The organism is Streptococcus alactolyticus (assembly GCF_042649785.1).
Lineage (GTDB): Bacteria > Bacillota > Bacilli > Lactobacillales > Streptococcaceae > Streptococcus > Streptococcus alactolyticus.
Genome location: NZ_JBHRZX010000008.1, coordinates 1 through 26,147, shown reverse-complemented (window position 1 = coordinate 26,147; position 26,147 = coordinate 1). Strand labels below are relative to the sequence as shown.

Genomic DNA, 26,147 nt, shown 5'->3' with positions numbered 1-26,147 from the left:
CAATAGCAATACCTTGTCTTACAAAGAAGTGACCGTTGATACCGCGACAAATACCACAACTGTTGACGGAAAAGTCGTTGAATTGCTTGGTAAAGAATTTGATTTGTTGGTTTACTTTTTACAAAACCAAAACGTTATTTTGCCAAAATCACAAATTTTTGACCGTTTGTGGGGATTTGACAGTGATACGACCATTTCGGTGGTGGAAGTCTATGTGTCTAAAATACGCAAAAAATTGAAGGGAACTGAGTTTGCCAAAAACCTTCAAACACTGCGTAGTGTGGGGTACATTCTAAAAGATGCGGAATAAGTGGTCTAAGAAATTACTATCAGGGACAACCTTTTCGCATTTCTTCCATTTCTTCGCGGTCTTTACAGGTATTTTCATCGTCATGACTGTTATTATCTTGCAAATCATGCGTTTTGGTTTGTATTCGACAGTGGATACCAATTTGCAAAATGCTGCTTATAATGCTAATGATTATGTCGCTCGGACGATGAAGCGCAGCGATTCTTTGCAGGTTGATGATTCGGACTATGAATCCTTTTTTGCGGGTGAAAATGGCAGCAAACTCAAATCAGCCCTCAACGGCGAAACGCTAACCAATGTGAGTGTTCTTTTGTACGATAAAAAGGGCAAGATTTTAAATGCCTTGGACGCCTTTCTCCAATTTGGTGCTTTATCTTACAGCCTTGATGAGGATAGCATTGGGGAGATTAAAGAGGAAAAAATCAAAACCATTTTCGGGCAAAATGAAAAATACCATGTGCTGACGGTCAAAGTCGATGATGCGGATTATCCAGCGATTAAGTACGCAACTTTTTTGATTAGCGTGCGGCAGCTGGACGAAGCTAATGAACGTTACGTCACCATTACGATCACAGTCATGGTGATTTTCTGGATGATTTCCATTTTGGCGAGCATCTACCTTGCCAATTGGACGCGTAAGCCGATTTTGGAAAGTTATGAAAAGCAAAAAGCCTTCGTGGAAAATGCCAGTCACGAATTGCGGACGCCATTAGCTGTTTTGCAAAACCGTTTGGAAGGTTTGTTTAGAAGACCTAATGACACGATTTTAGATAATAGCGAAAGCATTGCGGCTAGCCTTGACGAAGTCCGTAATATGCGCTTTTTGATTACCAATTTGCTCAATTTGGCTCGGCGAGATGATGTCTTGAAGGTTGATTTAGAAATGATTCAGCCAACCATGTTCGATGAAGTCTTTGAAAATTACAGCCTCATTGCCGAGGAGAGTAATCGTATCTTTATTGGGCAAAATCTAGCTACCCACCCGATCAAATCAGACCGTGTCTTGCTCAAACAATTGCTGACCATCTTATTTGATAATGCCATTAAGTACACGGATGAAGATGGCGTGGTTGAATTTACCGTTAAAACAACGGAAAGACACACCATTATCACGGTTGCGGACAATGGTATCGGTATTAGTGATAGCGATAAGCTGAAGATTTTTGACCGATTCTACCGAGTGGACAAGTCAAGAACGCGTCAAAAGGGTGGATTTGGTTTAGGCTTGTCCCTAGCTCAACAAATCGTGGACGCCCTAAAGGGAACCATTACAGTCAAAGACAATACACCTAAAGGAACAATTTTTGAAGTGCGTTTTAACCACCATCATTGATAAACACAAAAAGGTATTGGATTTTCTCCAATACCTTTTTGTGTGGTAATAAAAAAACTCCATTTGGAGTTTTCATTGGATATTAGTTAGCCAATTTAGCAGCAAGACGTGCTTTATCGCGGCTAGCTTTATTTTTGTGAATCAACCCTTTTGATTCAGCTTTATCGATGCTAGAAGAAGCAGCGCGGAAAAGCTCTTCAGATGGGTTAGCTTCAAATGCTTTGATAGCAGAACGCATAGCTGATTTTTGTGCTGAGTTTTTAGCGTTTTGTTTAACGTTAAGTTCAGCGCGTTTGATAGCTGATTTAATATTTGCCAATGTTTTCACCTCCAAATTAATCTAACTATATCATTATATAGAATTTCTTGACTTTTGGCAAGTCTTTATCACTTTTTCAAATAAATTCTATCAATTTTGTGATCAGAAGCCTTGTGTAAAATCAATTCTGCTCGGTTTCGTGTGGGTTCGATGTATTTTTTCAAATTCACGAGATTGATGCTTCCCCAAGTATCCTCAGCAATTTTAAGGACCTCTTCACGCTCCATATGCACAAAGCGGTGGTAGTAATTGTTTTTATCTGTCTTAGCCAACTCGAGCAAACTATCGAAACGTTCCAAATACCATTTTTTGATGTTATTGATATCAGCATCAATGTAAATGGAAAAATCAAAGTAACCTGTCATGTAAAGGCGAGTGTTTTTCTGATTTTGAAAGACATTGATGCCTTCAAGAATGAGAAAATCAGGCGACTGAATCACTTGCTTTTCATCAGGTAAAATATCGTAGATTTCATGCGAGTAAACAGGAATTTCAGCCGTCATGCCATTTTTTATAGAATCGAGGAAGTTCAAGAGCAACTCCATGTTATAGCTTTCAGGAAAGCCTTTGCGGTTCAATATCTGCCGTTCCATAAGCACGCTATTGGGGTAAATGAAGCCATCTGTCGTGACCATTTCCACTTTGCTATTTTTAAATGTCCGTGATAAAAGGATTTGCAGCAGACGACTAGTAGTTGATTTGCCAACAGCTACCGAACCAGAAATACCGATGATAAAAGGACGCTGGCAGGCTTCTTTCTTTAGAAAAATACTTTTAGCAAAAGAGAGGTTTTCTTGTGCCTTTTTATAAATCTGAATCAGGCTAATCAATGGTAAATACACATCAATCACGTCTTGAATGCTGATTTTATCGTTAAGGCTTTTGATAGCTTCAAGTTCTTCTGCCGTCAAGAGGGGTTTGGTATGTTGGTGCAATTCTTGCCAAGATTCTCGAGAAATGTCGTTAAAATTGATAAACTCACGTGTCATGTTACGCTCCTACTGAGGTTATTACTTCATTATAGCATTTTATAATCTAATTGAAAACCATTACAATATATGATAAAATAATAAAACGTTTGAGAAGGAGTAGGGAAATGACAAAGACAAATATGTATTATGAAGAAAATCCAGACAGCGCTCACGATATTCATGAGTTGAAGGTTACCTTGTTAGGACAACACTTTTCTTTTTTGACCGATTCTGGTGTTTTTTCTAAAAAAATGATTGATTATGGAAGTCAAGTGCTTCTCAATGCGGTTTCTTTTGAAGCAGGAAAGACGCTTTTGGACCTTGGGTGTGGTTATGGTCCCTTAGGAATTGCCTTAGCAAAGGTGCAAGGAGTGAAGCCAACCATGGTTGATGTCAATAACCGTGCCCTTGACTTGGCCCGTAAAAACGCTGAGAAAAATGGGATTTCGGCCACTATTTTCCAGTCAAATGTCTATGAGCAAGTGGAAGGAATTTTTGATTACATCATCACCAATCCTCCTATTAGAGCAGGAAAACAAATTGTGCATGAAATGATTGGTGAAAGCATCACGCATCTTAATTCGGGTGGTAGCTTGACGCTGGTTATTCAGAAAAAGCAAGGAGCACCAAGTGCCAAAGCTAAAATGGAGGACGTTTTTGGCAATGCTACCATTTTAAAACGCGACAAAGGTTATTATATTTTACAAAGCATTAAAGAGTGAACCAACCTTTTCTAAAGGGCCTTAGTAGCCTTCTTTAGAAAAGGTTTTGTATATTTATATAACATTATTAGAATTTTTATAAAATAATAATAGAAAAAAGCGGGCAAAACTATTTCCTCTCCCTTACTAATTCTTGTCAATTAGCTATATATAAGATGAAAAAGTTCAGTAAAATCCGATAGTTCTTATGTTTATAAATAAATATGACATGGTTGTCACAATTGATATTATCGGATTTTAGGGCAATTTCCTTGTTTTTTTCTTGATAGAAGGATACTTCGGATTTTACAATTTTGTTTCATTGTAAAAAAATGATAAAAAGGACTTACATATTTTGAAAAAAATGGTAAAATATAAAGGGTTTGTTTTTTAGGAAACGATCAAAATAGATCAGAAAGGGGCAAAAATGCCTATTAATCAGTACATTGATCATACGTTATTAAAACCCGAAAGTACCCAAGAGCAAATTGATCACTTGCTTTCAGAAGCGGTTGAGTATCAGTTTGCTAGCGTCTGTGTCAATCCGACTTGGGTGGCTCATTGTTCGAAAACCTTGGCTGGTACTGGCGTAAAAGTCTGTACAGTGGTTGGCTTTCCTTTGGGAGCAAACACAAGCAGCGTAAAAGCTTTTGAAACTAAAGATGCCATCGCAAACGGTGCAGATGAAATCGATATGGTTATCAACGTCGGTCAGTTAAAATCAGGTCAGTACGAAGTCGTAAAAGCAGATATTCGTGCAGTTGTTGAGGCTAGCCAAGACAAGTTGGTCAAGGTCATCATTGAAACGTGTCTGCTTACCAATGACGAAAAAGTTAAAGCGTGTCAATTAGCGGTATCTGCTGGCGCAGATTTTGTGAAAACCTCAACTGGTTTTTCAGCGGCTGGCGCCACGGTTGAAGATATCGTGTTGATGCGTGAAACGGTTGGCCCTAATATTGGCGTTAAGGCAGCTGGCGGTGCACGTTCTTACGAAGATGCTGAAGCTTTCATTGAAGCAGGTGCTACTCGAATTGGAACGTCATCAGGTGTTGCCATAGTTAGTGGTGAAACCGTGACAGAAGGTTACTGAACTTTTTAGTAACTTGATAATAAAGACGGTCGTGATGATAGTCATGTGGTTGATGCCACAGTTTTAAAGCTTTATAGCCTGTTGTATGGATTGAGTCGTCTGACTCGATAAATTTGCAATCTTATTGCGTGTATTTTTAAGGAGGAGTTCATTTTCATGAACAAAAAAATTGTTGGTCTTGGTCTTGCTGCCGTTGCAGCATTGAGTCTAGCTGCATGTAGTCGTTCTAACTCATCATCTGATTCAGATTCTAAAGTGAAAGTTGCCCTTGTTACAGATACTGGTGGTATTGATGATAAATCATTTAACCAATCAGCTTGGGAAGGTCTTCAAGCTTGGGGCAAAGAACACGATTTGAAGAAAGATACTGACTACACATTCTTCCAATCTAATAGTGAGTCAGATTACGCGACAAACCTTGATTCTGCTGTTTCAAATGGTTACAACCTTGTTTTTGGTATTGGTTACAACCTTCACGATGCTATAGATCAGGCTGCTCAAGACAATAAAGACGTTAACTACGTTATCGTTGATGATGTTGTTTCTGGTCACGACAACGTTGAGAGTGTTCTGTTCGCAGATAACGAAGGAGCCTACCTTGCTGGTATCGCTGCCGCTATGCAAAGTAAAACAAAACACGTTGGTTTTGTAGGTGGTGTTGAATCAGATACAATCACACGTTTTGAAGCTGGATTTAAGGCTGGTGTTGAATCAGTAGATAGTTCAATCAAAGTGGATGTTCAATACGTTGGTTCATTTGCTGATTCTGCTAAGGGTAAGACAATTGCTGCGACTATGTACGCTGGTGGTGCTGACGTTATCTATCAAGCAGCTGGTGGTTCAGGTACTGGTGTATTCTCTGAAGCCAAAGAAATCGATGAAAAATTACCGGCAGATAGTGATAAAAAAGTTTGGGTTATCGGTGTTGACCGTGACCAAGCAGACGAAGGTGACTACAAAGCTTCAAACAAAGAAGAATCTAACTTTGTCTTGACTTCTACAATCAAGAAAGTTGGCCAAGTCGTTCAAGATATCTCTAACGAGCAACTTGAAGGCAAGAAGTTTGAGGGTGACCAAACAAAAACATATGGTCTTGCTGATGGTGGTATTGATATTACAACAAGCAGCCTTCCTGACAACATTAAGGAAGCTGTTGAGTCAGCAAAACAAAAAATTATCGACGGTGACATCACTGTTCCAGATGGTTTAAGTGATTAATTGTCGTTCTTTAAGCGCGGCCGAGAGGTCGCCTTTTTAACAGCTGAGGAACTTTTAATTTTCTCCTCAGTTAAGCTCATTAATGAGAGTAATGGGCTTAACTGACTTAAAGATAATTATATTGAAAGGATTAACATGGCAGAAGAAAAAGTCATTGAAATGCGTGACATTACTAAAAAATTTGGTGATTTTGTTGCCAATGACCATATTAATTTAGATGTTCGTAGGGGTGAGATTCATGCACTTTTGGGAGAAAACGGTGCAGGTAAATCAACATTGATGAACATTCTCTCAGGTTTATTACAACCAACCAGCGGGGATATTTTGGTAAGAGGTGAAAAGGTTAAACTGGATTCGCCTGCTAAAGCCTCAAAAATAGGAATCGGAATGGTGCACCAACACTTTATGTTGGTTGAAGCGTTCACAGTTGCTGAAAACATCATTTTGGGGAATGAAACAATCTCAACAGGTGGTGTGCTTAATTTGAAAAAAGCTAGCGAAGAGATCAAAGCTTTGTCGGAACGATATGGTTTAGCGGTGGATCCTTCTGCTAAAATTTCAGACATAACAGTCGGTGCACAACAACGTGTGGAAATTTTGAAAATCTTGTATCGTGGCGCTGACATTATCATCTTTGATGAGCCGACAGCCGTTTTGACACCGTCTGAAATCGCAGAATTGCTAAATATCATGCGTAATTTGACTAAAGAAGGCAAATCAATCATTTTGATTACGCACAAATTGGACGAAATTCGTGCGGTTGCCGACAGGGTAACGGTTATCAGACACGGTCAATCTATTGAAACTGTTCCAGTTGCTAATTCAACCAGTGAAGAATTGGCTGAGATGATGGTTGGACGTGCCGTTTCCTTCAAAACAGAAAAACAAGCAGCTAATCCAAAAGAAGTTGTCTTGTCTGTTAAAGATTTGGTGGTTAATGAAAATCGTGGAGTGCCGGCCGTGAAGAATTTGTCATTGGATGTGCGTGCGGGTGAAATTGTCGGGCTTGCTGGTATTGATGGCAATGGTCAAAGTGAATTGGTAGAAGCCATTACTGGACTTCGCAAAGTCGAATCAGGTCGCATTGTTATCAAAGGTGAAGACATGACCAACAAACGTCCACGTAAAATTACAGAACTTGGTGTTGGGCATGTGCCAGAAGACCGCCACCGTGACGGAATGGTTCTTGATATGACCATTGCTGAAAACATTGTTTTGCAAACGTACTACAAAGAGCCGTTTAGCAAAAATGGTTTCTTGAATTATAAAAACATTAATGAACATGCTCGCAAATTGATGTCAGAATTTGACGTTCGTGCGGCAAATGAATTAGTATCAGCTGGCTCACTTTCAGGTGGTAACCAACAAAAAGCCGTTATCGCTCGTGAAATTGACTTGAACCCTGATTTGTTAGTCGTTAGCCAACCAACCCGTGGTTTGGACGTCGGTGCGATTGAATACATCCGTAAACGTTTAATTGCAGAACGTGACAAAGGGAAAGCTGTCTTAGTGATTAGTTTTGAATTGGATGAAATTTTGGATGTTTCTGACCGTATTGCCGTTATTCACGATGGTAAAATTCAAGGTATGCTAGATGCTAGTCAAACAAACAAACAAGAACTTGGTATTTTGATGGCTGGGGGCCATGTGACAAAGGAGGAAGCTAATGTCTAAACAAACACAACGCTGGGCAGTTCCTTTAATAGCTGTTTTTCTAGGGATGTTACTAGGAGCAGTGCTCATGCTCATCTTTGGTTATAACCCATTTTGGGCTTATAACGACTTGCTTTACACTGCATTTGGTTCTATCAAAAATATTGGTGAAATTTTTCGTGCTATGGGGCCACTTATCTTGATTGCCCTTGGTTTCTCAGTTGCTTCTAAAGCTGGTTTCTTCAATATCGGACTTCCAGGACAAGCCTTGATTGGTTGGGTAATGGCTGGCTGGTTTGCCCTTTCTTTCCCTGATTTGCCAAAACCAATCTCAGTTCTTTGTACTATTGTGATTGGTCTTGTGGCTGGAGGATTGGCTGCAGCTGTCCCAGGTATTTTACGTGCTTATCTTGGAACAAGTGAAGTTATTGTAACTATCATGATGAACTACATTATCTTGTACTCAACACAATACCTCATTCAAGACGTCTTTTCAGATAGCATCATGCGTACGACAGAAGCTACGATCAAAGTTTCTCAAAACGCATCTTATCAAATTGAATGGTTGTCTAACTTGACGGACCACTCACGTATTAATATCGGTATTTTCATTGCCTTAATTGCTGTGGTTATCGTATGGTTTATGATGAAGAAAACCACACTTGGTTATGAAATCACTTCTGTGGGGATTAACCCACATGCTTCAGAATATGCAGGGATGCCATCAAAACGCCTTATCATCATGTCTATGGTGATTTCAGGTGCCATTGCAGGACTTGGTGGAACAGTCGAAGGACTTGGAACTTTTGAAAATGTTTATACGCAAACAAGTTCACTTAGCATTGGTTGGGATGGTATGGCCGTATCACTATTAGCGATCAATAATGCCATTGGGATTCCGTTTGCAGCTTTCTTGTATGCAGTACTTTCCGTTGGTAAGACTGGTATGATTGGCGTTCCTTCAGAGATTGTTGATGTTATTTCAGCTTTCATTATCTTCTTTGTTGGTTCTGATTACATTATCCGTCGTTTTCTTAACTCTAAAAAAGTAGAAGGAGGAAAATAAAATGACTTTTACAACAACATTAGCCTTATTAGTTTCTTCCATGCTCATTTATTCTGCACCACTTATTTTCACAAGTATCGGTGGAACCTTCTCAGAACGTGGTGGGGTTGTCAACGTTGGTCTTGAAGGTATCATGGTTATGGGGGCTTTCTCAGGGGTTCTCTTCAATCTAAGCTGTGCAGATGTGTTTGGCAGTGCGACACCTTGGATTGCTTCTTTGGTGGGAGGAGTTGTAGGACTTCTATTTTCTCTTCTTCATGCTGTTGCGACCATTAACTTCCGTGCAGATCATATCGTGTCTGGTACGGTATTGAACTTGATTGCTCCGTCACTAGCCGTTTTCCTTTGCCGTTTCTTATTTGGTAAAGGACAAACCAATACCATTTCAGAGACCTTTGGTCGTTTCTCATTCCCTGTTTTAAAAGATATCCCATTTATCGGTCAAGTCTTTTTCAACAACACGTCATTGGTTGCTTATGTGGCTATTCTTATTTCATTTGTATCTTGGTTTATCTTGTTCAAGACTCGCTTTGGTCTTCGCCTCCGTTCTGTTGGTGAACACCCTCAAGCAGCGGATACACTTGGAATCAATGTTTACCTCATGCGTTATTTAGGGGTTATGATTTCAGGGTTCTTCGGTGGTATTGGTGGTGCGGTTTATGCTCAAACCATTTCAAATAACTTCGCCGTTACAACGATCGCAGGACCTGGATTTATCGCTCTTGCAGCCATGATTTTCGGACGTTGGAATCCAGTCGGTGCCATGCTATCAAGTCTATTCTTCGGCTTGTCACAATCATTGGCAATCATCGGAGCACAATTACCGCTCTTCTCAAACATTCCATCTGTTTACCTCAAAATCACACCATACGTCTTAACAATTGTTGTTTTAGCAGCCTTCTTTGGTCAATCCGTGGCTCCTAAAGCAGATGGTGTCAACTATATCAAATCAAAATAAGAACATAAAAAGAGGGAAATTTCTCTCTTTTTTAGTCTTCAACTAAGTTATCTGCTAACCCTACCAACTCTTCAGCGTCAGCTGCTTGTTTTTGACGAACAAAGTAATCTTTGGTTTCTGAAATAATGATTGGTGAAAGAGCCAACAAAGCGATTAGGTTTGGTAGAGCCATTAGACCATTCACGATGTCAGCAAGCACCCAAATCAAATCCAGTTTGAGGAAACCACCCAAGGCAACCATAATGACAAAGATAATACGGTAGAGTTTGATGTATTTGGTTCCAAAAAGGAATTCAAAACAACGTTCACCGTAGTAAGACCAGCCTAGGATAGTTGTAAAAGCAAACAAAACAAGGCAGAAGGTTAAAGCATGAATACCTGGTGTTCCAAAAACAGATGCAAAGGCTGATTGGGTAAGTGGTGCCCCTTCGAGTCCTGCGACTTTCCACTGTCCTGTTACCATGATAGAAAGTCCTGTTAAGGTACAAATGATAATGGTATCGATAAAAGTCCCTGTCATTGAGATAAGCCCTTGTTCCACAGGCTCTTTTGTTTTGGCAGCTGCAGCCGCGATAGGAGCAGAACCAAGCCCAGATTCATTTGAAAAGACTCCGCGTGCAATCCCTTTTTGAATAGCTTCTTTAACAACCGCACCCGTAAATCCACCAACAGCAGACGTACCAGTGAAGGCTCCTTTGAAAATAGCATTAAAAGCAGGCACGATTTGCTCACTATGCACAAAAATAACAATCAATGTTGCCGTGATGTAAACGACGGCCATGAAAGGCACCACTTTTTCAGCAACTTTTGAAATGGATTGGATACCGCCAAAGATAACAATAGCCACGATGACGGCAATCACAATGCTGACAATCTGAGGCGATAGCGCAAAGGAATTTTCAAGTGATGATGTGATGGAATTAACCTGAGAAAACGTTCCAATTCCAAAATAAGCGACTAAGATACCTGCAATGGCAAAGAAGGTTGCCAAAGGTTTCCAGCGTTTGCCCATCCCATTGACAATGTAGTACATGGGGCCACCTGAAACTTCCCCGTTGTCATCGATTGTACGGTATTTGATAGCTAGAAGTCCCTCAGCGTACTTGGTCGCCATTCCAAAGAAAGCAGCAACCCACATCCAAAATAGCGCCCCTGGACCACCTGATTTGATAGCGGTTGCAACTCCCACGATGTTTCCTGTTCCAACAGTGGCGGCAAGTGCAGTCGCTAAGGCAGCAAAACTGGAAATATCCCCTTGCCCTTTGTCATCCGCAAAAATTAAGCGAAAGGCTTTTGGCAATCGCGTGACTTGGAGTAAGCCAAGGCGAACAGTGAAGTAAAAGCCTGTTCCCACTAGCAAGATAAGCAGTGGTGCACCCCAGACGACATTGTCAAGACTGTTAAAAAAATTGAGCATCATTCTTTTTCTCCCTATACCATATCCCCCAAACGATGCTATTACAAAAGGAGCTATCATTACGATAACTCCTGAAAAGTGATAGGAAAATACCTGCTGGTACTCAAAAAAACAAGAGCCTACAAGTATTTCTTATCTTCTGTCCTTTTGCCTGAGAGTTTGAGTTGTCTGTGACAACTTTGCCCCTTCGGCGCCTGTATCCACGTTTCTAACGTGGTGATGATTGTCATCATCAGGTCTCTCCAGAAGTCCGTCCGTCATCCAGTCCTGTCTTAGACACCTGAGAGCGTAACTCCTTCGGCGAAAGGAAAACCTTTCTTCTCCTGAATAACATCATTCGGTTTGCTATTAAATTTTCAAATATGATAACAAAAAAAGCGAACCTTGTCAATGAGATATTCTAAAATGTTTGGAAACTAACTCTCTGATAGGAGAATTTCCGTCAACATTTGGATAATTTGCTCAATTTGTGGGGCCGTAATATTGGCATAGTTCACGATGAAGGCATTGGTAGATTGGGGCGTGTGGTGTTGGTAGTAGTGGGAGATAGGCGTTAGTTGCAAGCCTTTTTGCCGACTTTTCTGGCAAATGGCATCTTCAGACAAGTGGCTGTCAATAGTCATGATAAAGTGCAGCCCTGATTCTTGTTCGTGGATGCTGATGTAATCCTTTTTGGAGTTGTGCCACACTAAGCCCGTCTTTTTCCATTGCAATGGGGACTTGTGTCATGTTGAATTGTCGGTAAATCTTGGTGATTTTAGGATAGGAAGGCTCCTCCACCGCCACAGTCTTATCTAGACCCAGCAGCTGAATCAGTAGGGTGTAGAGGTATTCCGTTCCCGCCCCGATGACAATCTGCCTAGGGTCCACCACCATGCCACGGTAATCATTTAAATGTTGGGCAATAGCTTGTCTGAGTTCCCAAAGCCCTTGGCTGGGTGAGGCTTGCATCAATTCAGTTTGGTGGTTATTAAGCACCTGACGGAGCAATTTGGACCAAGTGGCAAAGGGAAAGGTTTCAGGATTGGTCTGATTATTGCTAAGGTTAAGGCTGGGCGAGGTATCATCTGACCTGGTTTTTGGAAGAGAAACTAACCTTGCTGTTTTTCTCACCATCGGACGTTGAGACTTGATATCTGCTACAAAAAAGCCTTTTTTAGCTTGGCTGTAAATGTAACCTTCTGCCTTTAATTGCTGGTAACTGGTTTCCACCGTTACAATGGAAACGCCTAGATGCTTGGCTAGGCTTCTTTTTGAGGGCAATTTGTCCTGCGACCTTAGGACGCCCTTGGTAATGTCTGTTTTTATCGCTCGATACAGTTGTTCGTAAAGTGGGATTTTGGCCTGTGCGTCCAAAGTGTAAGTTAGCATAATTCTCCAATCTGACCTTTTTAAAAATCTTTAAAATGGCACTTGATACCATGTCAGATTTTATTATAATGAAAAGCAATCAAAAAGTAAATGAGGTATTTTTATGACAAACCAACGCTATCAACTCAATAAACAATTGGCTCAGATGCTAAAAGGGGGCGTGATTATGGACGTCACGACACCTGAACAAGCGAAAATCGCTGAGGCTGCTGGAGCTTGTGCGGTTATGGCACTAGAGCGTATTCCTGCGGATATCCGAGCAGCTGGCGGTGTTTCTCGCATGAGTGACCCTAAAATGATTCAAGAAATTCAAGCAGCGGTTTCTATTCCTGTTATGGCCAAGGTGCGTATTGGGCATTTTGTTGAGGCTCAGATTTTAGAAGCGATTGAGATTGATTATATCGATGAGAGCGAGGTTTTGTCGCCAGCAGATGACCGCTATCACATTGATAAAACTCAATTTGAGGTGCCTTTTGTGTGTGGGGCTAAAAACCTTGGGGAAGCATTACGCCGTGTGGCTGAGGGGGCTAGCATGATTCGTTCAAAAGGAGAACCTGGGACAGGAGATGTGGTGCAGGCTGTTCGCCATTTACGTCAGTTAAATCAAGAAACGGCACGCCTCCAGTCGCTTCGTGATGATGAACTTTACCTTGCTGCTAAAGAACTGCAAGTGCCTTATCACTTGGTCAAAGACGTGCATGAAACAGGCAAATTGCCAGTTGTTCTCTTTGCGGCAGGTGGGGTAGCAACACCAGCAGATGCAGCCTTGATGATGCATTTGGGAGCAGAAGGGGTCTTTGTTGGTTCTGGTATTTTCAAATCAGGTGACCCTGAAAAACGTGCGCGTGCGATTGTGCAAGCCGTGACCAATTACCAAGACAAACAATTGTTGGCAAAATTATCAGAAAATTTAGGCGAAGCCATGGTGGGAATTAACGAAGACGAGATTCAACTGCTCATGGCAGAACGTGGCATCTAGGAGGTTTTTATGGTAGTGATTGGGATTTTAGCCTTACAGGGAGATTTTGCTGAACACCGCCAAAAAATTGTCGCTTTGGGAGCCAAAACCATTGACATTAGACAGGCTAAAGATTTGCAAGCTCCCTTGGACGGCATGATTTTACCTGGTGGGGAATCAACGGTTCAGGGCAAATTATTGCGTGATTTAGGGATGCTAGAACCTTTAAAAAGTAAAATTGATGCTGGTTTGCCTGTGCTTGCCACGTGTGCAGGCTTGATTTTACTGTCTCAGCAGATTGAAGACCAAGAGAGTACACATTTGGCGACTTTACCTGTCACGGTAAAACGCAATGCTTACGGCAGGCAATTGGGGAGCTTTAATACGCCGCTTTCATTCGGAGATTTGGGTGAGGTCCCCGCAACCTTTATTCGAGCGCCTTATATTAACCAAGTTGACGAGGGTGTTGAGGTTTTAGCTGAAAAAGATGGTAAGATTGTGGCTGCACGCTTTCACAATCAGCTGGGCTTGGCCTTTCATCCTGAGGTGGATGAGAACGACAGCATTCATTCTTATTTCTTGAGCATCTGTCAGACAAAGTAACGACAAGGGACCCCATTTTTTCTAAAAAATGGTACAATAGATAAGCATTATCTTGATGACTATTTATCTAGGAGGAATAACACACGGACTTAGCTAGTGAGGTAAGCCGTGGTATTAGACAATGAATCCATTATTAGAAGGAATGAATGACCAACAAAGACTTGCGGTTGAAACGACAGAAGGTCCTGTGCTAATCATGGCAGGGGCTGGCTCTGGTAAAACGCGTGTCTTGACCCACCGAATTGCTTATTTGATTGATGAAAAATTTGTCAATCCTTGGAATATCTTGGCAATTACCTTTACCAATAAAGCTGCGCGTGAAATGCGTGAACGTGCTATGAAACTAAACCCTGCGACCAAGGATACCTTGATTGCGACCTTCCATAGCATGTGTGTGCGCATTTTGCGTCGTGATGCTGACCATATTGGTTACAATCGTAATTTCACTATCGTTGACCCTGGGGAACAACGCACCCTGATGAAACGTATTCTCAAAAATCTAAATTTGGACCCTAAGAAATGGAATGAGAGAGCCATTTTAGGGACCATTTCAAATGCCAAAAACGATTTGCTAGATGAAGTGGCTTACGAAAAACAAGCCAACGATATGTATTCGCAAATTGTTGCCAAATGTTACAAGGCTTACCAAGAGGAATTGCGTCAGAGCGAAGCTATGGACTTTGATGACCTTATCATGCTAACCTTGCGTTTGTTTGACAAAAATCCTGATGTCTTGGCTTATTACCAGCAACGTTACCAGTACATTCATGTGGATGAGTATCAAGATACCAACCACGCGCAATACCAGTTGGTAAAATTGTTGGCGTCACGTTTCCAAAACATCTGTGTTGTGGGGGATGCCGACCAATCCATTTATGGCTGGCGTGGGGCGGATATGCAAAATATCCTTGATTTTGAAAAAGATTATAAAGAAGCCAAGACCATTTTGCTGGAGCAAAACTACCGTTCAACCAAAAATATCTTGCAGGCAGCCAACAGCGTGATTAAAAACAACCGCAACCGCCGTCCAAAAACCTTGCGGACGGATAATGAAACTGGGGAATCTATTGTTTATTACCGTGCGCGTGATGAGCGTGAGGAAGCTGTTTTTGTTGCCTCAACGATTGACAATATTGTGCGTGAAACAGGGCGAAACTTCAAAGATTTTGCGGTTCTCTACCGTACCAATGCCCAATCTCGTACCATTGAAGAAGCCTTGCTGAAATCGAACATTCCTTACACCATGGTTGGTGGAACCAAATTCTACAGTCGTAGGGAAATCCGTGACGTGATTTCTTACCTCAATGTCATTGCCAATGCAGCAGACAACATCAGCTACGAGCGTATTGTTAACGAGCCAAAACGTGGTGTGGGGCCTGGAACTTTGGATAAAATCCGTGATTTTGCCAGCCAGCAACAAATGAGTTTGTTAGAAGCGTCGGCTAACATCATGTTATCAGGTGTCAAAGGAAAAGCTGCACAAGCTGTTTGGGATTTGGCGCAATTACTCATGACCTTGCGTGATGGGCTTGATGGCATGACGGTTACCGAATTGGTGGAAGCAGTCCTTGACAAGACAGGCTACTTAGAAGCTCTTCGTTTGCAAAATACACTGGAAAGCCAAGCACGTATTGAAAATATCGAAGAATTCTTGACGGTTACCAAAAACTTTGATGACAATCAAGAAGATGCCCCAGAAGGGGAAACGGGTCTTGAAAAACTCAGCCGTTTCTTGAATGATTTGGCTTTGATTGCTGATACTGACGATGGCGAAGCAGAGAGTGCCGAAGTGACCTTGATGACCTTGCATGCCGCCAAGGGATTGGAATTTCCAATTGTCTTTTTGATTGGTATGGAAGAAGGGGTTTTTCCATTGTCACGCGCAACTGAGGACCAAGACGAGTTGGAAGAAGAGCGCCGCCTAGCTTATGTTGGGATTACCCGCGCTGAAAAGCTCCTCTTTTTGACCAATGCTAACACGCGAACTTTGTTTGGTAAGACCAATTACAACCGTCCGTCACGCTTCATCCGTGAAATTGACGAAGAATTGTTGCAATACCAAGGCTTAGCACGCCCAGCCAATTCATCCTATGGAGTGCGTTATAGTGGTGGTGATGACACCATGTCATTTGGGCAGGGCATGAGCTTGCAACAAGCGATTCAATCTCGCAAAGCCAAGGTACAACCACAATCAAGCCGCGGTGCGCAGCCATTTGCAAAAGCTGGCAAGGCAGTGCCGTTTGGGCAAAGTGCTTCGGCTAGCAAAGAGGCTATTGATTGGCAAATCGGCGACATTGCCCACCATAAAAAATGGGGTGATGGCACGGTATTGTCAGTGACAGGTTCAGGTCAAACCCAAGAGTTAAAAATCAATTTCCCAGAAGTTGGGCTTAAAAAACTCTTGGCAAGTGTGGCACCAATTGAGAAAAAATAAGAAGGTCAGGTTTTAGCCTGCTTTCTTTTTTTCTGAAATCAAGTGAAAAATCCTTCTAATATGACCCAAATCGTCTGAAAATTTTGGTATAATAGAATAAATTTTAATTTAGGAGAGTACATGTCTTATATTTTGGAAATTCTGCCAAGCTTATTGGACGGTGCAAAGGTAACTATTGAGATTTTTTTCATTGTGATTATCTTATCAATTCCTCTTGGTGCCGTCTTAGCGTTTTTGATGCAGATTAAGTTTAAACCGTTAGAATGGCTGTTAACCCTATACGTTTGGGTTATGCGTGGTACCCCTTTGCTGCTGCAATTGATTTTCTTGTATTATGTCTTGCCAAACATCGGCATTGTTATGGACCGTTTACCAGCAGCCATTGTGGCCTTTACGTTGAATTACGCGGCCTATTTTGCTGAGATTTTCCGTGGTGGGATTGCTGCCATTCCTAAAGGGCAATACGAAGCGGCTAAGGTCTTAAAATTAAGCCCGTTTCAGACTATTTTTTATGTCATTTTGCCACAAGTGTTCAAAATCGTTCTCCCAAGCGTCTTTAACGAAACCATTAACTTGGTCAAAGACTCTTCTTTGGTCTATGTCTTGGGGGTAGGCGACTTGTTGCTTGCTAGTAAAACAGCAACCAACCGTGATGCCTCACTGGCACCGATGTTTATCGCAGGGGCACTTTATTTGCTGATGATTGGTGTAGTGACGATCATCTCACGACAAACAGAAAAGAAATTTGATTATTACAAATAAGAAGGTGACCAATGTTAGAATTACGCAATATTTCCAAACAGTTTGGTCAAAAAAAGATTTTTGATCATTTCAACCTAACCATTGAAGATGGCAAGATTTTATCCCTTGTTGGACCATCTGGTGGGGGAAAGACGACCTTGCTTCGTATGTTAGCAGGACTTGAAAAAATTGATTCTGGTAGCATCATCTATAATGGCAAAACCTTTCCCATTGACCACTTGGAAAACCTCAACTTGCTGGGCTTTGTTTTCCAAGATTTTCAATTATTTCCCCATTTATCAGTTTTAGATAATTTGATTTTATCTCCTACCAAAACCATGGGAATGAGTAAAGAAGCAGCAACTGAAAAAGCCATGGGCTTGTTGCGTCGTTTGGGCTTGGGCGAACACGTTAACGCCTATCCTTATTCCCTATCTGGAGGGCAAAAGCAGCGTGTGGCTTTGGCACGGGCCATGATGATTGACCCTGAAATCATTGGCTATGACGAACCAACTTCGGCACTAGACCCTGAGCTGCGTCAAGAAGTGGAAAGACTACTCTTGCAAAATCGTGAAGCAGGCATGACGCAGATTGTCGTAACCCATGATTTGGCCTTTGCCGAAACCATTTCCGACCATATTTTAAAAATCAATCCCAAGTAGAGGTGGTGGGTAAATGACATTTAAAAAATGGACAATAGTCACAACGCTCCTTCTTTTGCTGATGGCTTTGAGTGGGTGTGATTTATCAGCTAAAAAGAAAGCAGCCAGCACTGACCAGTGGAATAGTTATGTGAAAAAAGGTGAAATCACGATTGGTTTTGACAATACCTTCGTTCCCATGGGATTTGAGGACCGAGATGGCACCTACACAGGATTTGACGTTGATTTAGCCAATGCAGTCTTTAAAGAATACGGCATCAAGGTTAATTGGCAGCCCATTGATTGGGATATGAAAGAAACCGAGTTAAACAATGGCACTATTGATTTGATTTGGAATGGCTATTCTATGACTAAGGAGCGGGAAGAAAAAGTCCGCTTCACCAATCCCTACATGATTAACAAACAAGTGTTGGTGACGAAAAAATCATCTGGCATTACGGATTTTGCGGACATGAAGGGCAAGACTTTAGGCGTACAGTCAGGTTCGTCAGGTTATGATGCCTTTTTAGCCTCGCCAAAAGTCTTAAAAGATATCGTAGCTGGCAAGGATGCCACACAGTATGAAACGCTGACGCAAGCCCTCATTGATTTGAAAAACAACCGTATTGATGGCTTGTTGATTGATGAAGTGTATGCCAATTATTACTTGAAACAAGAAGGCGAGCTGGACCGCTACAACATCATTCCGAGTGCATTTACAGGCGAAGATTTTGCAGTTGGAGCGAGAAAAGCTGACAAAACGCTAGTTGAAAAAATTAACCAAGGTTTCAAAACACTTTATCAAAAAGGAATTTTCCAAAAGATTTCCCAAAAATGGTTTGGCGAAGACGTCGCAACGCAATCGGTTAAGGAATAGGAGTGCCCGTCTATTCTGACCTAGTTAGGAGTCCTGTATGACTTTCACGTTATGTCTTAGTGCTTTACTCAAATTTCTGTTAGGTGTTGTTCTGGTTGCTGCTCTTTTGTTTATTCCTGCGGGGACGCTAAATTATCCAAACGCTATTTTGCTCATGGTTATCTTGTTTGTTCCTATGTTTCTAGCAGGACTGGTCTTGATGGTTAAAAATCCTGACTTGTTGCGCAGGCGCTTGAAGGTAAAAGAAGAACAAGGGGAGCAAAGAAAAATTATTGCGGCTACGGGTTTTATGTTTGTAGTGGGCTTTATCTTAGCAGGATTGGATTTTCGATTAGATTGGCTGCCACTACCACAAATTATTTCCAAAGTTTCTGCTCTTCTTTTTCTTCTAGCTTATGCGCTTTATGCAGAAGTTTTACGAGAAAATACCTACTTATCTCGTACCGTTATGGTAGAAGAAGAACAGAAAGTCATTAATACAGGCTTGTACGGTCTTGTTAGACATCCGATGTACAGTGCAACAATTATTCTGTTTCTGACGATGCCTTTAGTACTGGGCTCTTTAATTGCTTTTTTAGTTTTTTTACCATATCCAATCATGATTATCAAAAGGCTAAAAAATGAAGAGCAGGTGTTGTCAAAGGAACTAACAGGCTATACAGAATATCAAAAGAAAGTACGTTATCGCTTAATTCCTTATATTTGGTAACAAATAACCCCATCTCTACTCAGAGATGGGGTTTCGTATTTTTTTATTTTTTTGGAGTGATTTGGTGGAAGACGAGGTACCAATTTTCTTGGCGGCGCCAAATGCTGGTGTGAGCCTCTCCTCCAAGCGTATAAGTAATCAATTTGGTTTTTTGGCTAATAGATGTCATCTCAAAATCTTCAAATTGACTGACATAATGTCTTTGACGCGCAATCATTTCTTCTTTAGAATAAGTCTGACCGTCGTCTGAAATCAAGCGGAAGTTATCTGCCAATAATTCTTCGTAATCAGGGATTTTTGAGAGAATGATTTTTTCATTTTTTTGGAGTCTGTGGTAAACATTTTCCCAAATTTCATCTTCTGGGATAGCGGCAGGTTCTACGTGAACATCGGTATCGTAAATCGAAAATTCTTGATTAAGCAAGCGTTCGATTTGTTCCGTGATTTCATGGCTTTCATAAACAGACAAATCAGGGTTCATTTCAACCACGATATCGAGGTAGATATTGCTTCCGTATGAACGTCCGCGCAATGATTTAACCGCAGTGACTTTTGGTAATTTTAAAATGGCTTCTTTGTATTTTTTGAGTTCCTTGTCATCAAAACCATCTGATAAGCTAAAGGCACTTTCCATGAAAATATCATAAGCCGTTTTCAAGATGAAATAAGTAATGACAATGGCAGCCAATCTATCGATGATGACTAAGTGGAAAGAAGCGGCGATAATGGCAACAGACGTTCCGATAGAAGCAACGGCGTCAGAAAGATTATCCTTGGCAGCGGCAACGAGGGCGCTTGATTTGACCTTTTTAGACAATCGACGGTTGTAGAGGTAAACACCGTACATGATAATCGCAGAAACCACTCCGACAATGGCACCTTCAGGATCAATAGTAGTAGTTGTTCCTGAAATGATTTTGTGAATGGTTTGCGATAGCACTTGGAAACCAACGATAAACATGATAAATGATGTGATCAAGCTGGCTAAATCTTCAATTTTCCAATGCCCAAAACGGTGGTCCTCGTCAGCAGGTTTGCTGGCTAAATGCAGACCAATAAACAAGGTCACATTGCTTAAAATATCCGAAACGTTGTTAAAACCGTCGGCAATCAATGAAGATGAGTTAATGCTATAACCCACAATCAATTTGGCAATCGAGATGAGCAGGTAAGCCACTATACTAACAATCGGGCCACGCTTAGCCAGTTGAAGATTAGAAGTTGGTGTAGATGACATAAAGAATAGCTCCTTTAACAATCGGAAAAAAAAGAGAGAGGTACATTATTGGTGTTTGTTAAAATAGCGTCTGGTTTCGCTGATAATAACAGGTGAGAGGGCAAGTAGGGCAATTAAGTTTGGCACAGCCATCAGACCATTAACGATATCGGCAATGACCCAAATGGTTTCCAAACTAATGTATCCGCCTAAAGCAACCATGGCAATAAAGAAAACGCGGTAAACAGGAATGGCTTTCACGCCAAATAGAAACTCAAAGCAGCGTTCGCCATAGTAGCTCCAGCCCAAAATAGTTGTGAAAGCAAAGAGAATCAAACTAAAGGTTAAGGCATAAACCCCAAAATTACCAAAGACAGATGAAAAGGCAGATTGGGTCAACATGGCACCATTTAGGTCACTAGACCAGCCGCCAGTTACGATGATGGCAAGCCCTGTCAAACTACAAATGATAATGGTATCAATGAAAGTTCCTGTCATAGACACAAGTCCTTGCTCAACAGGTTCATTGGTCTTGGCAGCCGCCGCAGCAATCGGAGCAGAACCCAAACCAGATTCGTTAGAGAAAATGCCTCGAGCTATCCCTGCTTGAATAGTTGTTACCATTGTTGCCCCTGCAAAACCACCCGTTGCAGCCTTTCCAGTGAAAGCAGATTGGAAAATCAGTCCCAAACTTGGCAAAATATTGTCTGCATGAGAAAGCAAAATAGTCACAGTAGCGATGATGTAGATGATAGCCATAAAAGGCACAACACTTTCAGCGACTTTTGAGATGGATTTGATTCCCCCAAAAATAATGATGCTGACCAAAATAGCCAAGATAATACTAATCACTTGTGGCGACCAGCCGACGGTATTTTTGAGAGAGTCGGTAATCGAGTTCACCTGAGTGAAAGTTCCTGAGCCAAAGAGAGCAACCATGACACCAAAAATAGAAAAAGCGATAGCTAGAGGTTTCCACTGTTGCCCCATCCCATTAACGATGTAGTACATAGGCCCTCCAGCGATAAAGCCATCAGCGTCTTTGGTACGGTATTTGATAGCCAAAACCCCTTCAGCATACTTGGTTGCCATACCAAAGAAGGCAGCCATCCACATCCAAAAGAGGGCTCCAGGTCCTCCAAGTTTTATAGCAGTTGCAACGCCAACCACATTTCCTGTTCCGACAGTCGCCGCCAGTGCCGTTGCCAAGGCCGCAAAGCTTGAGATATCCCCTTGACCGTCAGAATCCGAAGCAAAAATCAGTTTGATTGCTTTGGGCAGCCGGAAAACTTGCAGCAGTCTTAGGCGAACAGAAAGGTAAAATCCCGTTCCAACCAGAAAGACAAGAAGAGGCGGTCCCCAGACAAAACTATCTAAGGAAGATAGAAAATGGTACATAAATCAAACTCCTAAATATCAAGTCCGACCGTGTTATTGCAACCGTTTCTTATGAAAAAGCCTAGCCAAACACGGCAGGAACAATTGAAATAATGTTGGTATTTTCAGAAAAATGAATAATTTCAACCCATCTATTGTACAGGTCTTGCAAGCTTTTGTCAAATCACAGTTAGAGAAAGCAAGTTCTCTCAATAGCTGTATGCTTTATCATAGCAAACTTTTATCGACTTTTTAAAAATTGTAAAAATATCCAACTGACTACATATAAATGTTTTTAGCGAGTTTATTGGCATTTGAAGAAAGTTTTTTATAAATCTGATGAAAAACGTTATAATACACTTAAGGATGATACATTCAAATGGACATAATGGGAGCTTCGCCTGAAGAGGTTATAACTTTTTATAGAGTCATTAGGCCTTGAATTACTAGACTCGAAAGGTTGTAGAGCTCTATGAAAAACTCAAATCTAAGTTACGTTTTACTTACAAAGGATAAAATATTTAGAATGTTCTAGGAGTTTTTTTGTGTGCATAAGAGGAACTAGATACCATAAAACGCACAATGGCGCATTTGGTATTAATTTGTTATAATGGGAACGTTGAACGAGGAGTTATTATGAAATTCGAGAAAAAACAAGTCTATTATGTTGTCTTTGCTTTCATTATTTGTTACGCCATACAGGCTTATTGGCATAGCGGAGCGGCTTTGGTTGATACTATTTATCAAGCCAGCATTCCCTTTATGATTGGTGCGGGAATTGCTTATATTGTCAATATTGTCATGAGTGCTTACGAGAGCCTCTATGACCGCTTTTTGACACACCCTATCTTGCAAAAAATCAAGCGGTCAATAACGATGATTTTAGCCTATCTCACTTTTATTTTTGTGATTTTTTGGTTATTTTCAATTGTCTTGCCAGACTTAATCGTCAGTATCAATTCGCTTTTGCGGATTGATACCAGCGGATTTTCTCATTTTATCAAGGAAATCAGTGACAATCGTGTCATCAAAGAATCTTTGAATTATTTTGGCAGTTTGTCTGATATTACCACCACCCTTTCAGATTACAGTCGCCAATTCCTAAATCAAGTCTTGTCTGTTTTAACAGGCGTGTTGACATCTGTTAGTACCATTGCTTCAACAGTCTTGAACATTTTTGTTAGCCTTGTTTTTTCAATCTATATCTTGGCTAGTAAAGAAGAATTGGGACGTCAATTTAATGTTTTGATGGATACTTATATCAGCAAATACGCTGACGGTATTCGCTATGTTTTTGGTATTTTACACTTGCGTTTTCACGGTTTCTTCGTGGGTCAAACCATTGAAGCGGTGATTTTAGGAACGTTGACCACTTTGGGAATGTTCCTGCTTGATTTCCCATACGCAGCAACTATCGGTATCCTTGTTGCCTTCTTCTCATTGATTCCGATTGTTGGGGCTTACATTGGGGCAACCATTGGTTTTATCCTCATTGCCACTCATTCCGTTTCACAAGCTTTCTTCTTCTTGATTTACTTGGTTATTTTGCAACAATTCGAAGGAAATGTGATTTATCCGCGTGTCGTTGGAGGGTCAATTGGACTTCCTGGTATGTGGGTCTTGATGGCCATCACTATCGGTGGCGCACTTTGGGGTGTCTTGGGAATGATTGTCGCTGTGCCAATTGCTGCTAGTCTTTATCAAATGATTAAAGACAACGTTGCCAAACGTCAACAAGCCCAGTCAAACAACTTAGAATAACTATGACGATGAAAAAAATGAATTTACTCTTTGCCATCGATGATGGCTATGTGCAACAATTTATGGTGACCTTGTATTCCATTCACCAAAACAGTTCCAATCAGCAATTTTCTGTTTATGTACTGCAAAAAACGGAGCTAGCACAAAACGAAGCGATTGAGACATTTTGCCATAATCTAGGTCTTGATTATCACCCTGTTGTGATTGGCGAGAAATCCTTTGAAGATGCACCGACAACAAATCGTTATCCTGAAACCATTTATTATCGTTTATTGGCACATGAATACTTGCCACAAGATTTGGATAAAATCTTATATGTTGACGCAGACATTTTGTGTTTAAATGACATGGTTGCCCTCTACGAGATGGATTTGGAGGATAAATTGTACGCAGCGGCCAGCCATACGTCAGACGGTAATATTTCAAATTTGGTCAATAAGCTACGCTTGCGAAATTTTGAAGTCGAAAGTTACTTCAATTCTGGCGTGCTTTTGATGAATTTGGAAGCCATTAGGCAATCGGTTTTTCGAAAAGACATTTTGGATTACATTGAGAAAAACAGTCACCTGCTCTTTTTGCCAGACCAAGATATTCTAAATGCTTTATATGGTCATCGCACGGTGCTCATTCCAGACCAAATCTACAATTACGATGCACGCTACAACGTGCTTTATTACGGCAGAAGTTCAGGTGAGTGGAACTTGAACTGGGTCATTGAAAATACCGTTTTCTTGCATTTTTGTGGACGTGACAAGCCTTGGAAAAAAGATTATAGAGGTCGTTATAGTGCCCTTTACAAACATTATTGGCACCGTACCTTGCGTTTAAAAGACAGCAAAGATTAAAACACAAGTTCCTTCGCTTACGAATAATTAAGTGGAGGGACTTTTTTATGTATAGAATCGATGCCGCATCCGCTTCTCAGTTGCCTCGAGAAAGACCGCAACATTTAGGAGCCGAACAATTAAGCAACCAATAATTATTGGCCATTTTATTGCGAACGGGCACCAAGCAACTCCCTGTTTCAGCCCTTTCGCAGCAAATATTAAAACAAATCAATCGCCTGTCTGATTTGGAACACCTTTCTTTGCAGGAATTGCAACAAATTAACGGCATAGGAGTAGTCAAATCCATTGAAATCAAGGCCATGATTGAATTATCCAAACGGATTTTCAAAGACGTTTGCCTAGACAACGAGCGCATTTTAAGTAGTGAAAAATTGGCGCAAAAAATGATGCTGGAATTGGGAGCACAAAAGCAGGAGCACCTTGTTGCCATTTACCTAGACACACAAAATCACATCATCGAGCAACGCACGATTTTCATTGGAACGGTTAGACGGTCAGTAGCAGAACCGCGTGAAATTCTCTATTATGCTTGTAAAAACATGGCGACATCTGTGATTATCGTATATAATCACCCGTCTGGCCTACCCCATCCAAGTGAAAACGACGTGCGATTTACCGAAAAAATCAAAACGGCTTGTGAGATGATTGGCATTTGCTGCTTGGACCACATTATTGTTGGCAAATACCGTTATTATAGTTTTCGAGAAGAGGAGCATATTTTAGTTTAAATAAAAAATACCTTAGAACATCCTGTTTCTAGGGTATTTTTAGACTGATTATTTTGATTGATTCATGAAATACAATAGCGTTTGCAATTCACTGGTTAAATCAACGTATTGTACAATGGTGTCTTTAGGGACACTGAGGTGTACAGGTGAAAAGCTCAAGATACCACGAATACCAGCACTGACGAGGTAGTCAGCCACCTCTTGAGCCTTGGTACTTGGCACGGTCAAAATCGCCGTTTCAATACCAGATTCTTTGACGTGTTCTTTTAGGGTTGAAATACCATAAATAGGAATGCCGTCTGACGTTGTTTGCCCAACCAATTCATTGTCATCGGTATCAAAAGCCATCACAATTTGCATTTTGTTACGATCGTGGAAACGATAGTGTAGTAAAGCCCGTCCAATATTACCGCAGCCTACCAATAGAACTGCCGTGGTCGAGTGGTCGTTTAAAATATCCGCAAAAAAATTCATCAATTTTTTGACGTCATAACCAAAACCACGCCGACCTAACTCACCAAAGTAAGAAAAATCTCTACGGACTGTTGCAGAATCAATTCCCATGGCATCTGCAATTTGTTTTGAACTCGCTTTCTCAATATTATCTGTATTGAATCGCTTGAAAATACGATAATAAAAGGATAGCCGTTTAGCTGTCGCTTTAGGAATAGATTTATCAGTCGTCACAATACCATCTCCTCATATTTGTTACTTCTATTGTAACAAAAAGCTTGTGAAAAGAAAAACAAATTTCATAAATTCCGATAAAAAAAGCGGCTCTATAATTTCTGTAGTGGGTAAATCCACCATGGAAATTATGGAGCCTTTTTGAGTATATACAAAAAGT

The 26,147-nt window shown here is 41.0% G+C and carries 25 protein-coding genes, 1 pseudogene and 1 riboswitch; of the genes and pseudogenes, 18 read left to right on the top strand and 8 right to left on the bottom strand.

Features of this window, described 5'->3' with window-relative positions:
• Both ACFORE_RS02360 and ACFORE_RS02355 read left to right on the top strand, forming a co-directional pair.
• A partial coding sequence (locus tag ACFORE_RS02360) for a winged helix-turn-helix domain-containing protein (protein WP_380434944.1) occupies window positions 1–310 on the top strand: 310 nt, incomplete at its 5' end.
• Window positions 300–1,643: a sensor histidine kinase gene (locus ACFORE_RS02355; RefSeq protein WP_293677769.1), complete on the top strand. Its 1,344-nt coding sequence runs from the start codon at window positions 300–302 to the stop codon at window positions 1,641–1,643. The genes ACFORE_RS02360 and ACFORE_RS02355, both read left to right, overlap by 11 nt.
• A gap of 82 nt (window positions 1,644–1,725) precedes the next feature.
• Here ACFORE_RS02355 and rpsT read toward each other — a convergent pair whose 3' ends face one another.
• Both rpsT and coaA read right to left on the bottom strand, forming a co-directional pair.
• Window positions 1,726–1,977, bottom strand: a complete 252-nt coding sequence (rpsT, locus tag ACFORE_RS02350; RefSeq protein ID WP_154454731.1) for a 30S ribosomal protein S20 — start codon at window positions 1,975–1,977, stop codon at window positions 1,726–1,728.
• A gap of 53 nt (window positions 1,978–2,030) precedes the next feature.
• The gene (gene coaA / locus ACFORE_RS02345) at window positions 2,031–2,951 is read right to left on the bottom strand and encodes a type I pantothenate kinase (RefSeq protein ID WP_154454732.1); all 921 of its coding nucleotides are present in this window, start codon (window positions 2,949–2,951) and stop codon (window positions 2,031–2,033) included.
• Between the two features lie 107 nt (window positions 2,952–3,058).
• Here coaA and ACFORE_RS02340 point away from each other — a divergent pair, with 107 nt between their 5' ends.
• The 6 genes from ACFORE_RS02340 (at window position 3,059) to ACFORE_RS02315 (ending at window position 9,619) form a co-directional block, all read left to right on the top strand.
• On the top strand, window positions 3,059–3,655 hold the full coding sequence (locus tag ACFORE_RS02340; RefSeq protein ID WP_235281240.1) for a class I SAM-dependent methyltransferase: 597 nt from the start codon (window positions 3,059–3,061) through the stop codon (window positions 3,653–3,655).
• A gap of 406 nt (window positions 3,656–4,061) precedes the next feature.
• Window positions 4,062–4,724 (top strand): deoxyribose-phosphate aldolase, encoded by a 663-nt coding sequence (gene deoC, locus ACFORE_RS02335; protein ID WP_204984362.1) that lies wholly within the window; start codon window positions 4,062–4,064, stop codon window positions 4,722–4,724.
• Window positions 4,725–4,880: 156 nt separating this feature from the next.
• Window positions 4,881–5,942 (top strand): BMP family lipoprotein, encoded by a 1,062-nt coding sequence (locus ACFORE_RS02330; protein WP_154454734.1) that lies wholly within the window; start codon window positions 4,881–4,883, stop codon window positions 5,940–5,942.
• 135 nt (window positions 5,943–6,077) lie between these two features.
• Window positions 6,078–7,616 (top strand): ABC transporter ATP-binding protein, encoded by a 1,539-nt coding sequence (locus tag ACFORE_RS02325; RefSeq protein WP_380434943.1) that lies wholly within the window; start codon window positions 6,078–6,080, stop codon window positions 7,614–7,616.
• Complete coding sequence (locus ACFORE_RS02320; RefSeq protein ID WP_154454736.1) at window positions 7,609–8,661, top strand: ABC transporter permease; 1,053 nt, start codon at window positions 7,609–7,611, stop codon at window positions 8,659–8,661. The genes ACFORE_RS02325 and ACFORE_RS02320 overlap by 8 nt, the downstream gene beginning before the upstream one ends.
• A gap of 1 nt (window position 8,662) precedes the next feature.
• A complete protein-coding gene (locus ACFORE_RS02315; protein ID WP_154454737.1) occupies window positions 8,663–9,619 on the top strand; it encodes an ABC transporter permease in 957 nt (318 codons plus the stop codon).
• A gap of 31 nt (window positions 9,620–9,650) precedes the next feature.
• Here the strand turns inward: ACFORE_RS02315 and ACFORE_RS02310 are convergent, their stop codons facing one another.
• The 3 genes from ACFORE_RS02310 to ACFORE_RS02300 all read right to left on the bottom strand — a co-directional run bounded on the left by ACFORE_RS02310 (window position 9,651) and on the right by ACFORE_RS02300 (window position 12,407).
• The gene (locus ACFORE_RS02310) at window positions 9,651–11,036 is read right to left on the bottom strand and encodes an alanine/glycine:cation symporter family protein (RefSeq protein ID WP_154454752.1); all 1,386 of its coding nucleotides are present in this window, start codon (window positions 11,034–11,036) and stop codon (window positions 9,651–9,653) included.
• A gap of 129 nt (window positions 11,037–11,165) precedes the next feature.
• Window positions 11,166–11,292: riboswitch (glycine riboswitch) on the bottom strand.
• A gap of 160 nt (window positions 11,293–11,452) precedes the next feature.
• The gene (locus tag ACFORE_RS02305) at window positions 11,453–11,659 is read right to left on the bottom strand and encodes a hypothetical protein (RefSeq protein WP_240892633.1); all 207 of its coding nucleotides are present in this window, start codon (window positions 11,657–11,659) and stop codon (window positions 11,453–11,455) included.
• A complete protein-coding gene (locus ACFORE_RS02300) occupies window positions 11,649–12,407 on the bottom strand; it encodes an aminotransferase-like domain-containing protein (RefSeq protein ID WP_264879343.1) in 759 nt (252 codons plus the stop codon). Before ACFORE_RS02300 ends, ACFORE_RS02305 begins: the two co-directional genes overlap by 11 nt.
• 103 nt (window positions 12,408–12,510) lie before the next feature.
• Between ACFORE_RS02300 and pdxS the strand changes: the two genes are divergently transcribed.
• From pdxS to ACFORE_RS02265, 7 genes are all read left to right on the top strand, one after another.
• A complete protein-coding gene (gene pdxS / locus ACFORE_RS02295) occupies window positions 12,511–13,386 on the top strand; it encodes a pyridoxal 5'-phosphate synthase lyase subunit PdxS (protein WP_154454738.1) in 876 nt (291 codons plus the stop codon).
• A 9-nt stretch (window positions 13,387–13,395) separates the two neighbouring features.
• Complete coding sequence (gene pdxT / locus ACFORE_RS02290; RefSeq protein ID WP_154454739.1) at window positions 13,396–13,968, top strand: pyridoxal 5'-phosphate synthase glutaminase subunit PdxT; 573 nt, start codon at window positions 13,396–13,398, stop codon at window positions 13,966–13,968.
• 121 nt (window positions 13,969–14,089) lie between these two features.
• Complete coding sequence (gene pcrA / locus ACFORE_RS02285) at window positions 14,090–16,402, top strand: DNA helicase PcrA (RefSeq protein ID WP_154454740.1); 2,313 nt, start codon at window positions 14,090–14,092, stop codon at window positions 16,400–16,402.
• 120 nt (window positions 16,403–16,522) lie between these two features.
• Entirely contained in the window at window positions 16,523–17,164 is a 642-nt protein-coding gene (locus tag ACFORE_RS02280) for an amino acid ABC transporter permease (protein WP_154454741.1), read from the top strand.
• A gap of 11 nt (window positions 17,165–17,175) precedes the next feature.
• Complete coding sequence (locus ACFORE_RS02275) at window positions 17,176–17,805, top strand: amino acid ABC transporter ATP-binding protein (RefSeq protein WP_154454742.1); 630 nt, start codon at window positions 17,176–17,178, stop codon at window positions 17,803–17,805.
• A 13-nt stretch (window positions 17,806–17,818) separates the two neighbouring features.
• Window positions 17,819–18,661, top strand: a complete 843-nt coding sequence (locus ACFORE_RS02270) for an amino acid ABC transporter substrate-binding protein (protein ID WP_154454743.1) — start codon at window positions 17,819–17,821, stop codon at window positions 18,659–18,661.
• Between the two features lie 37 nt (window positions 18,662–18,698).
• Window positions 18,699–19,370, top strand: a complete 672-nt coding sequence (locus ACFORE_RS02265; protein WP_154454744.1) for a methyltransferase family protein — start codon at window positions 18,699–18,701, stop codon at window positions 19,368–19,370.
• Between the two features lie 43 nt (window positions 19,371–19,413).
• On the opposite strand, the gene ACFORE_RS02260 is transcribed toward ACFORE_RS02265, so the two are convergent.
• A complete protein-coding gene (locus ACFORE_RS02260; protein WP_154454745.1) occupies window positions 19,414–20,607 on the bottom strand; it encodes a cation diffusion facilitator family transporter in 1,194 nt (397 codons plus the stop codon).
• 45 nt (window positions 20,608–20,652) lie between these two features.
• Entirely contained in the window at window positions 20,653–21,984 is a 1,332-nt protein-coding gene (locus ACFORE_RS02255) for an alanine/glycine:cation symporter family protein (RefSeq protein WP_264879342.1), read from the bottom strand.
• Between the two features lie 615 nt (window positions 21,985–22,599).
• Between ACFORE_RS02255 and ACFORE_RS02250 the strand changes: the two genes are divergently transcribed.
• The 3 genes and pseudogenes from ACFORE_RS02250 (at window position 22,600) to radC (ending at window position 25,300) form a co-directional block, all read left to right on the top strand.
• Window positions 22,600–23,724, top strand: a complete 1,125-nt coding sequence (locus ACFORE_RS02250; protein ID WP_235300337.1) for an AI-2E family transporter — start codon at window positions 22,600–22,602, stop codon at window positions 23,722–23,724.
• Window positions 23,725–23,726: 2 nt separating this feature from the next.
• Window positions 23,727–24,569, top strand: a complete 843-nt coding sequence (locus ACFORE_RS02245) for a glycosyltransferase family 8 protein (RefSeq protein ID WP_264879340.1) — start codon at window positions 23,727–23,729, stop codon at window positions 24,567–24,569.
• 47 nt (window positions 24,570–24,616) lie between these two features.
• Window positions 24,617–25,300 (top strand): annotated as a pseudogene (radC, locus tag ACFORE_RS02240) (RadC family protein).
• Window positions 25,301–25,348: 48 nt separating this feature from the next.
• Here radC and ACFORE_RS02235 read toward each other — a convergent pair.
• Window positions 25,349–25,987 carry a redox-sensing transcriptional repressor Rex gene (locus ACFORE_RS02235; RefSeq protein ID WP_167829273.1) on the bottom strand — a complete coding sequence of 213 codons (639 nt, stop codon included), beginning with the start codon at window positions 25,985–25,987 and terminating at the stop codon, window positions 25,349–25,351.
• Window positions 25,988–26,147 lie beyond the last annotated feature (160 nt).

Excerpts from the sequence above, each read along its gene's own strand:
- ACFORE_RS02355 (WP_293677769.1), top strand. The coding sequence starts at position 300 with ATGCGGAATAAGTGGTCTAAGAAATTACTATCAGGGACAACCTTTTCG.
- coaA (WP_154454732.1), bottom strand. The coding sequence starts at position 2,951 with ATGACACGTGAGTTTATCAATTTTAACGACATTTCTCGAGAATCTTGG.
- ACFORE_RS02340 (WP_235281240.1), top strand. The coding sequence starts at position 3,059 with ATGACAAAGACAAATATGTATTATGAAGAAAATCCAGACAGCGCTCAC.
- deoC (WP_204984362.1), top strand. The coding sequence starts at position 4,062 with ATGCCTATTAATCAGTACATTGATCATACGTTATTAAAACCCGAAAGT.
- ACFORE_RS02330 (WP_154454734.1), top strand. The coding sequence starts at position 4,881 with ATGAACAAAAAAATTGTTGGTCTTGGTCTTGCTGCCGTTGCAGCATTG.
- ACFORE_RS02325 (WP_380434943.1), top strand. The coding sequence starts at position 6,078 with ATGGCAGAAGAAAAAGTCATTGAAATGCGTGACATTACTAAAAAATTT.
- ACFORE_RS02320 (WP_154454736.1), top strand. The coding sequence starts at position 7,609 with ATGTCTAAACAAACACAACGCTGGGCAGTTCCTTTAATAGCTGTTTTT.
- ACFORE_RS02315 (WP_154454737.1), top strand. The coding sequence starts at position 8,663 with ATGACTTTTACAACAACATTAGCCTTATTAGTTTCTTCCATGCTCATT.
- ACFORE_RS02310 (WP_154454752.1), bottom strand. The coding sequence starts at position 11,036 with ATGCTCAATTTTTTTAACAGTCTTGACAATGTCGTCTGGGGTGCACCA.
- ACFORE_RS02305 (WP_240892633.1), bottom strand. The coding sequence starts at position 11,659 with ATGACTATTGACAGCCACTTGTCTGAAGATGCCATTTGCCAGAAAAGT.
- ACFORE_RS02300 (WP_264879343.1), bottom strand. The coding sequence starts at position 12,407 with ATGCTAACTTACACTTTGGACGCACAGGCCAAAATCCCACTTTACGAA.
- pdxS (WP_154454738.1), top strand. The coding sequence starts at position 12,511 with ATGACAAACCAACGCTATCAACTCAATAAACAATTGGCTCAGATGCTA.
- pdxT (WP_154454739.1), top strand. The coding sequence starts at position 13,396 with ATGGTAGTGATTGGGATTTTAGCCTTACAGGGAGATTTTGCTGAACAC.
- pcrA (WP_154454740.1), top strand. The coding sequence starts at position 14,090 with ATGAATCCATTATTAGAAGGAATGAATGACCAACAAAGACTTGCGGTT.
- ACFORE_RS02280 (WP_154454741.1), top strand. The coding sequence starts at position 16,523 with ATGTCTTATATTTTGGAAATTCTGCCAAGCTTATTGGACGGTGCAAAG.
- ACFORE_RS02275 (WP_154454742.1), top strand. The coding sequence starts at position 17,176 with ATGTTAGAATTACGCAATATTTCCAAACAGTTTGGTCAAAAAAAGATT.
- ACFORE_RS02270 (WP_154454743.1), top strand. The coding sequence starts at position 17,819 with ATGACATTTAAAAAATGGACAATAGTCACAACGCTCCTTCTTTTGCTG.
- ACFORE_RS02265 (WP_154454744.1), top strand. The coding sequence starts at position 18,699 with ATGACTTTCACGTTATGTCTTAGTGCTTTACTCAAATTTCTGTTAGGT.
- ACFORE_RS02260 (WP_154454745.1), bottom strand. The coding sequence starts at position 20,607 with ATGTCATCTACACCAACTTCTAATCTTCAACTGGCTAAGCGTGGCCCG.
- ACFORE_RS02255 (WP_264879342.1), bottom strand. The coding sequence starts at position 21,984 with ATGTACCATTTTCTATCTTCCTTAGATAGTTTTGTCTGGGGACCGCCT.
- ACFORE_RS02250 (WP_235300337.1), top strand. The coding sequence starts at position 22,600 with ATGAAATTCGAGAAAAAACAAGTCTATTATGTTGTCTTTGCTTTCATT.
- ACFORE_RS02245 (WP_264879340.1), top strand. The coding sequence starts at position 23,727 with ATGACGATGAAAAAAATGAATTTACTCTTTGCCATCGATGATGGCTAT.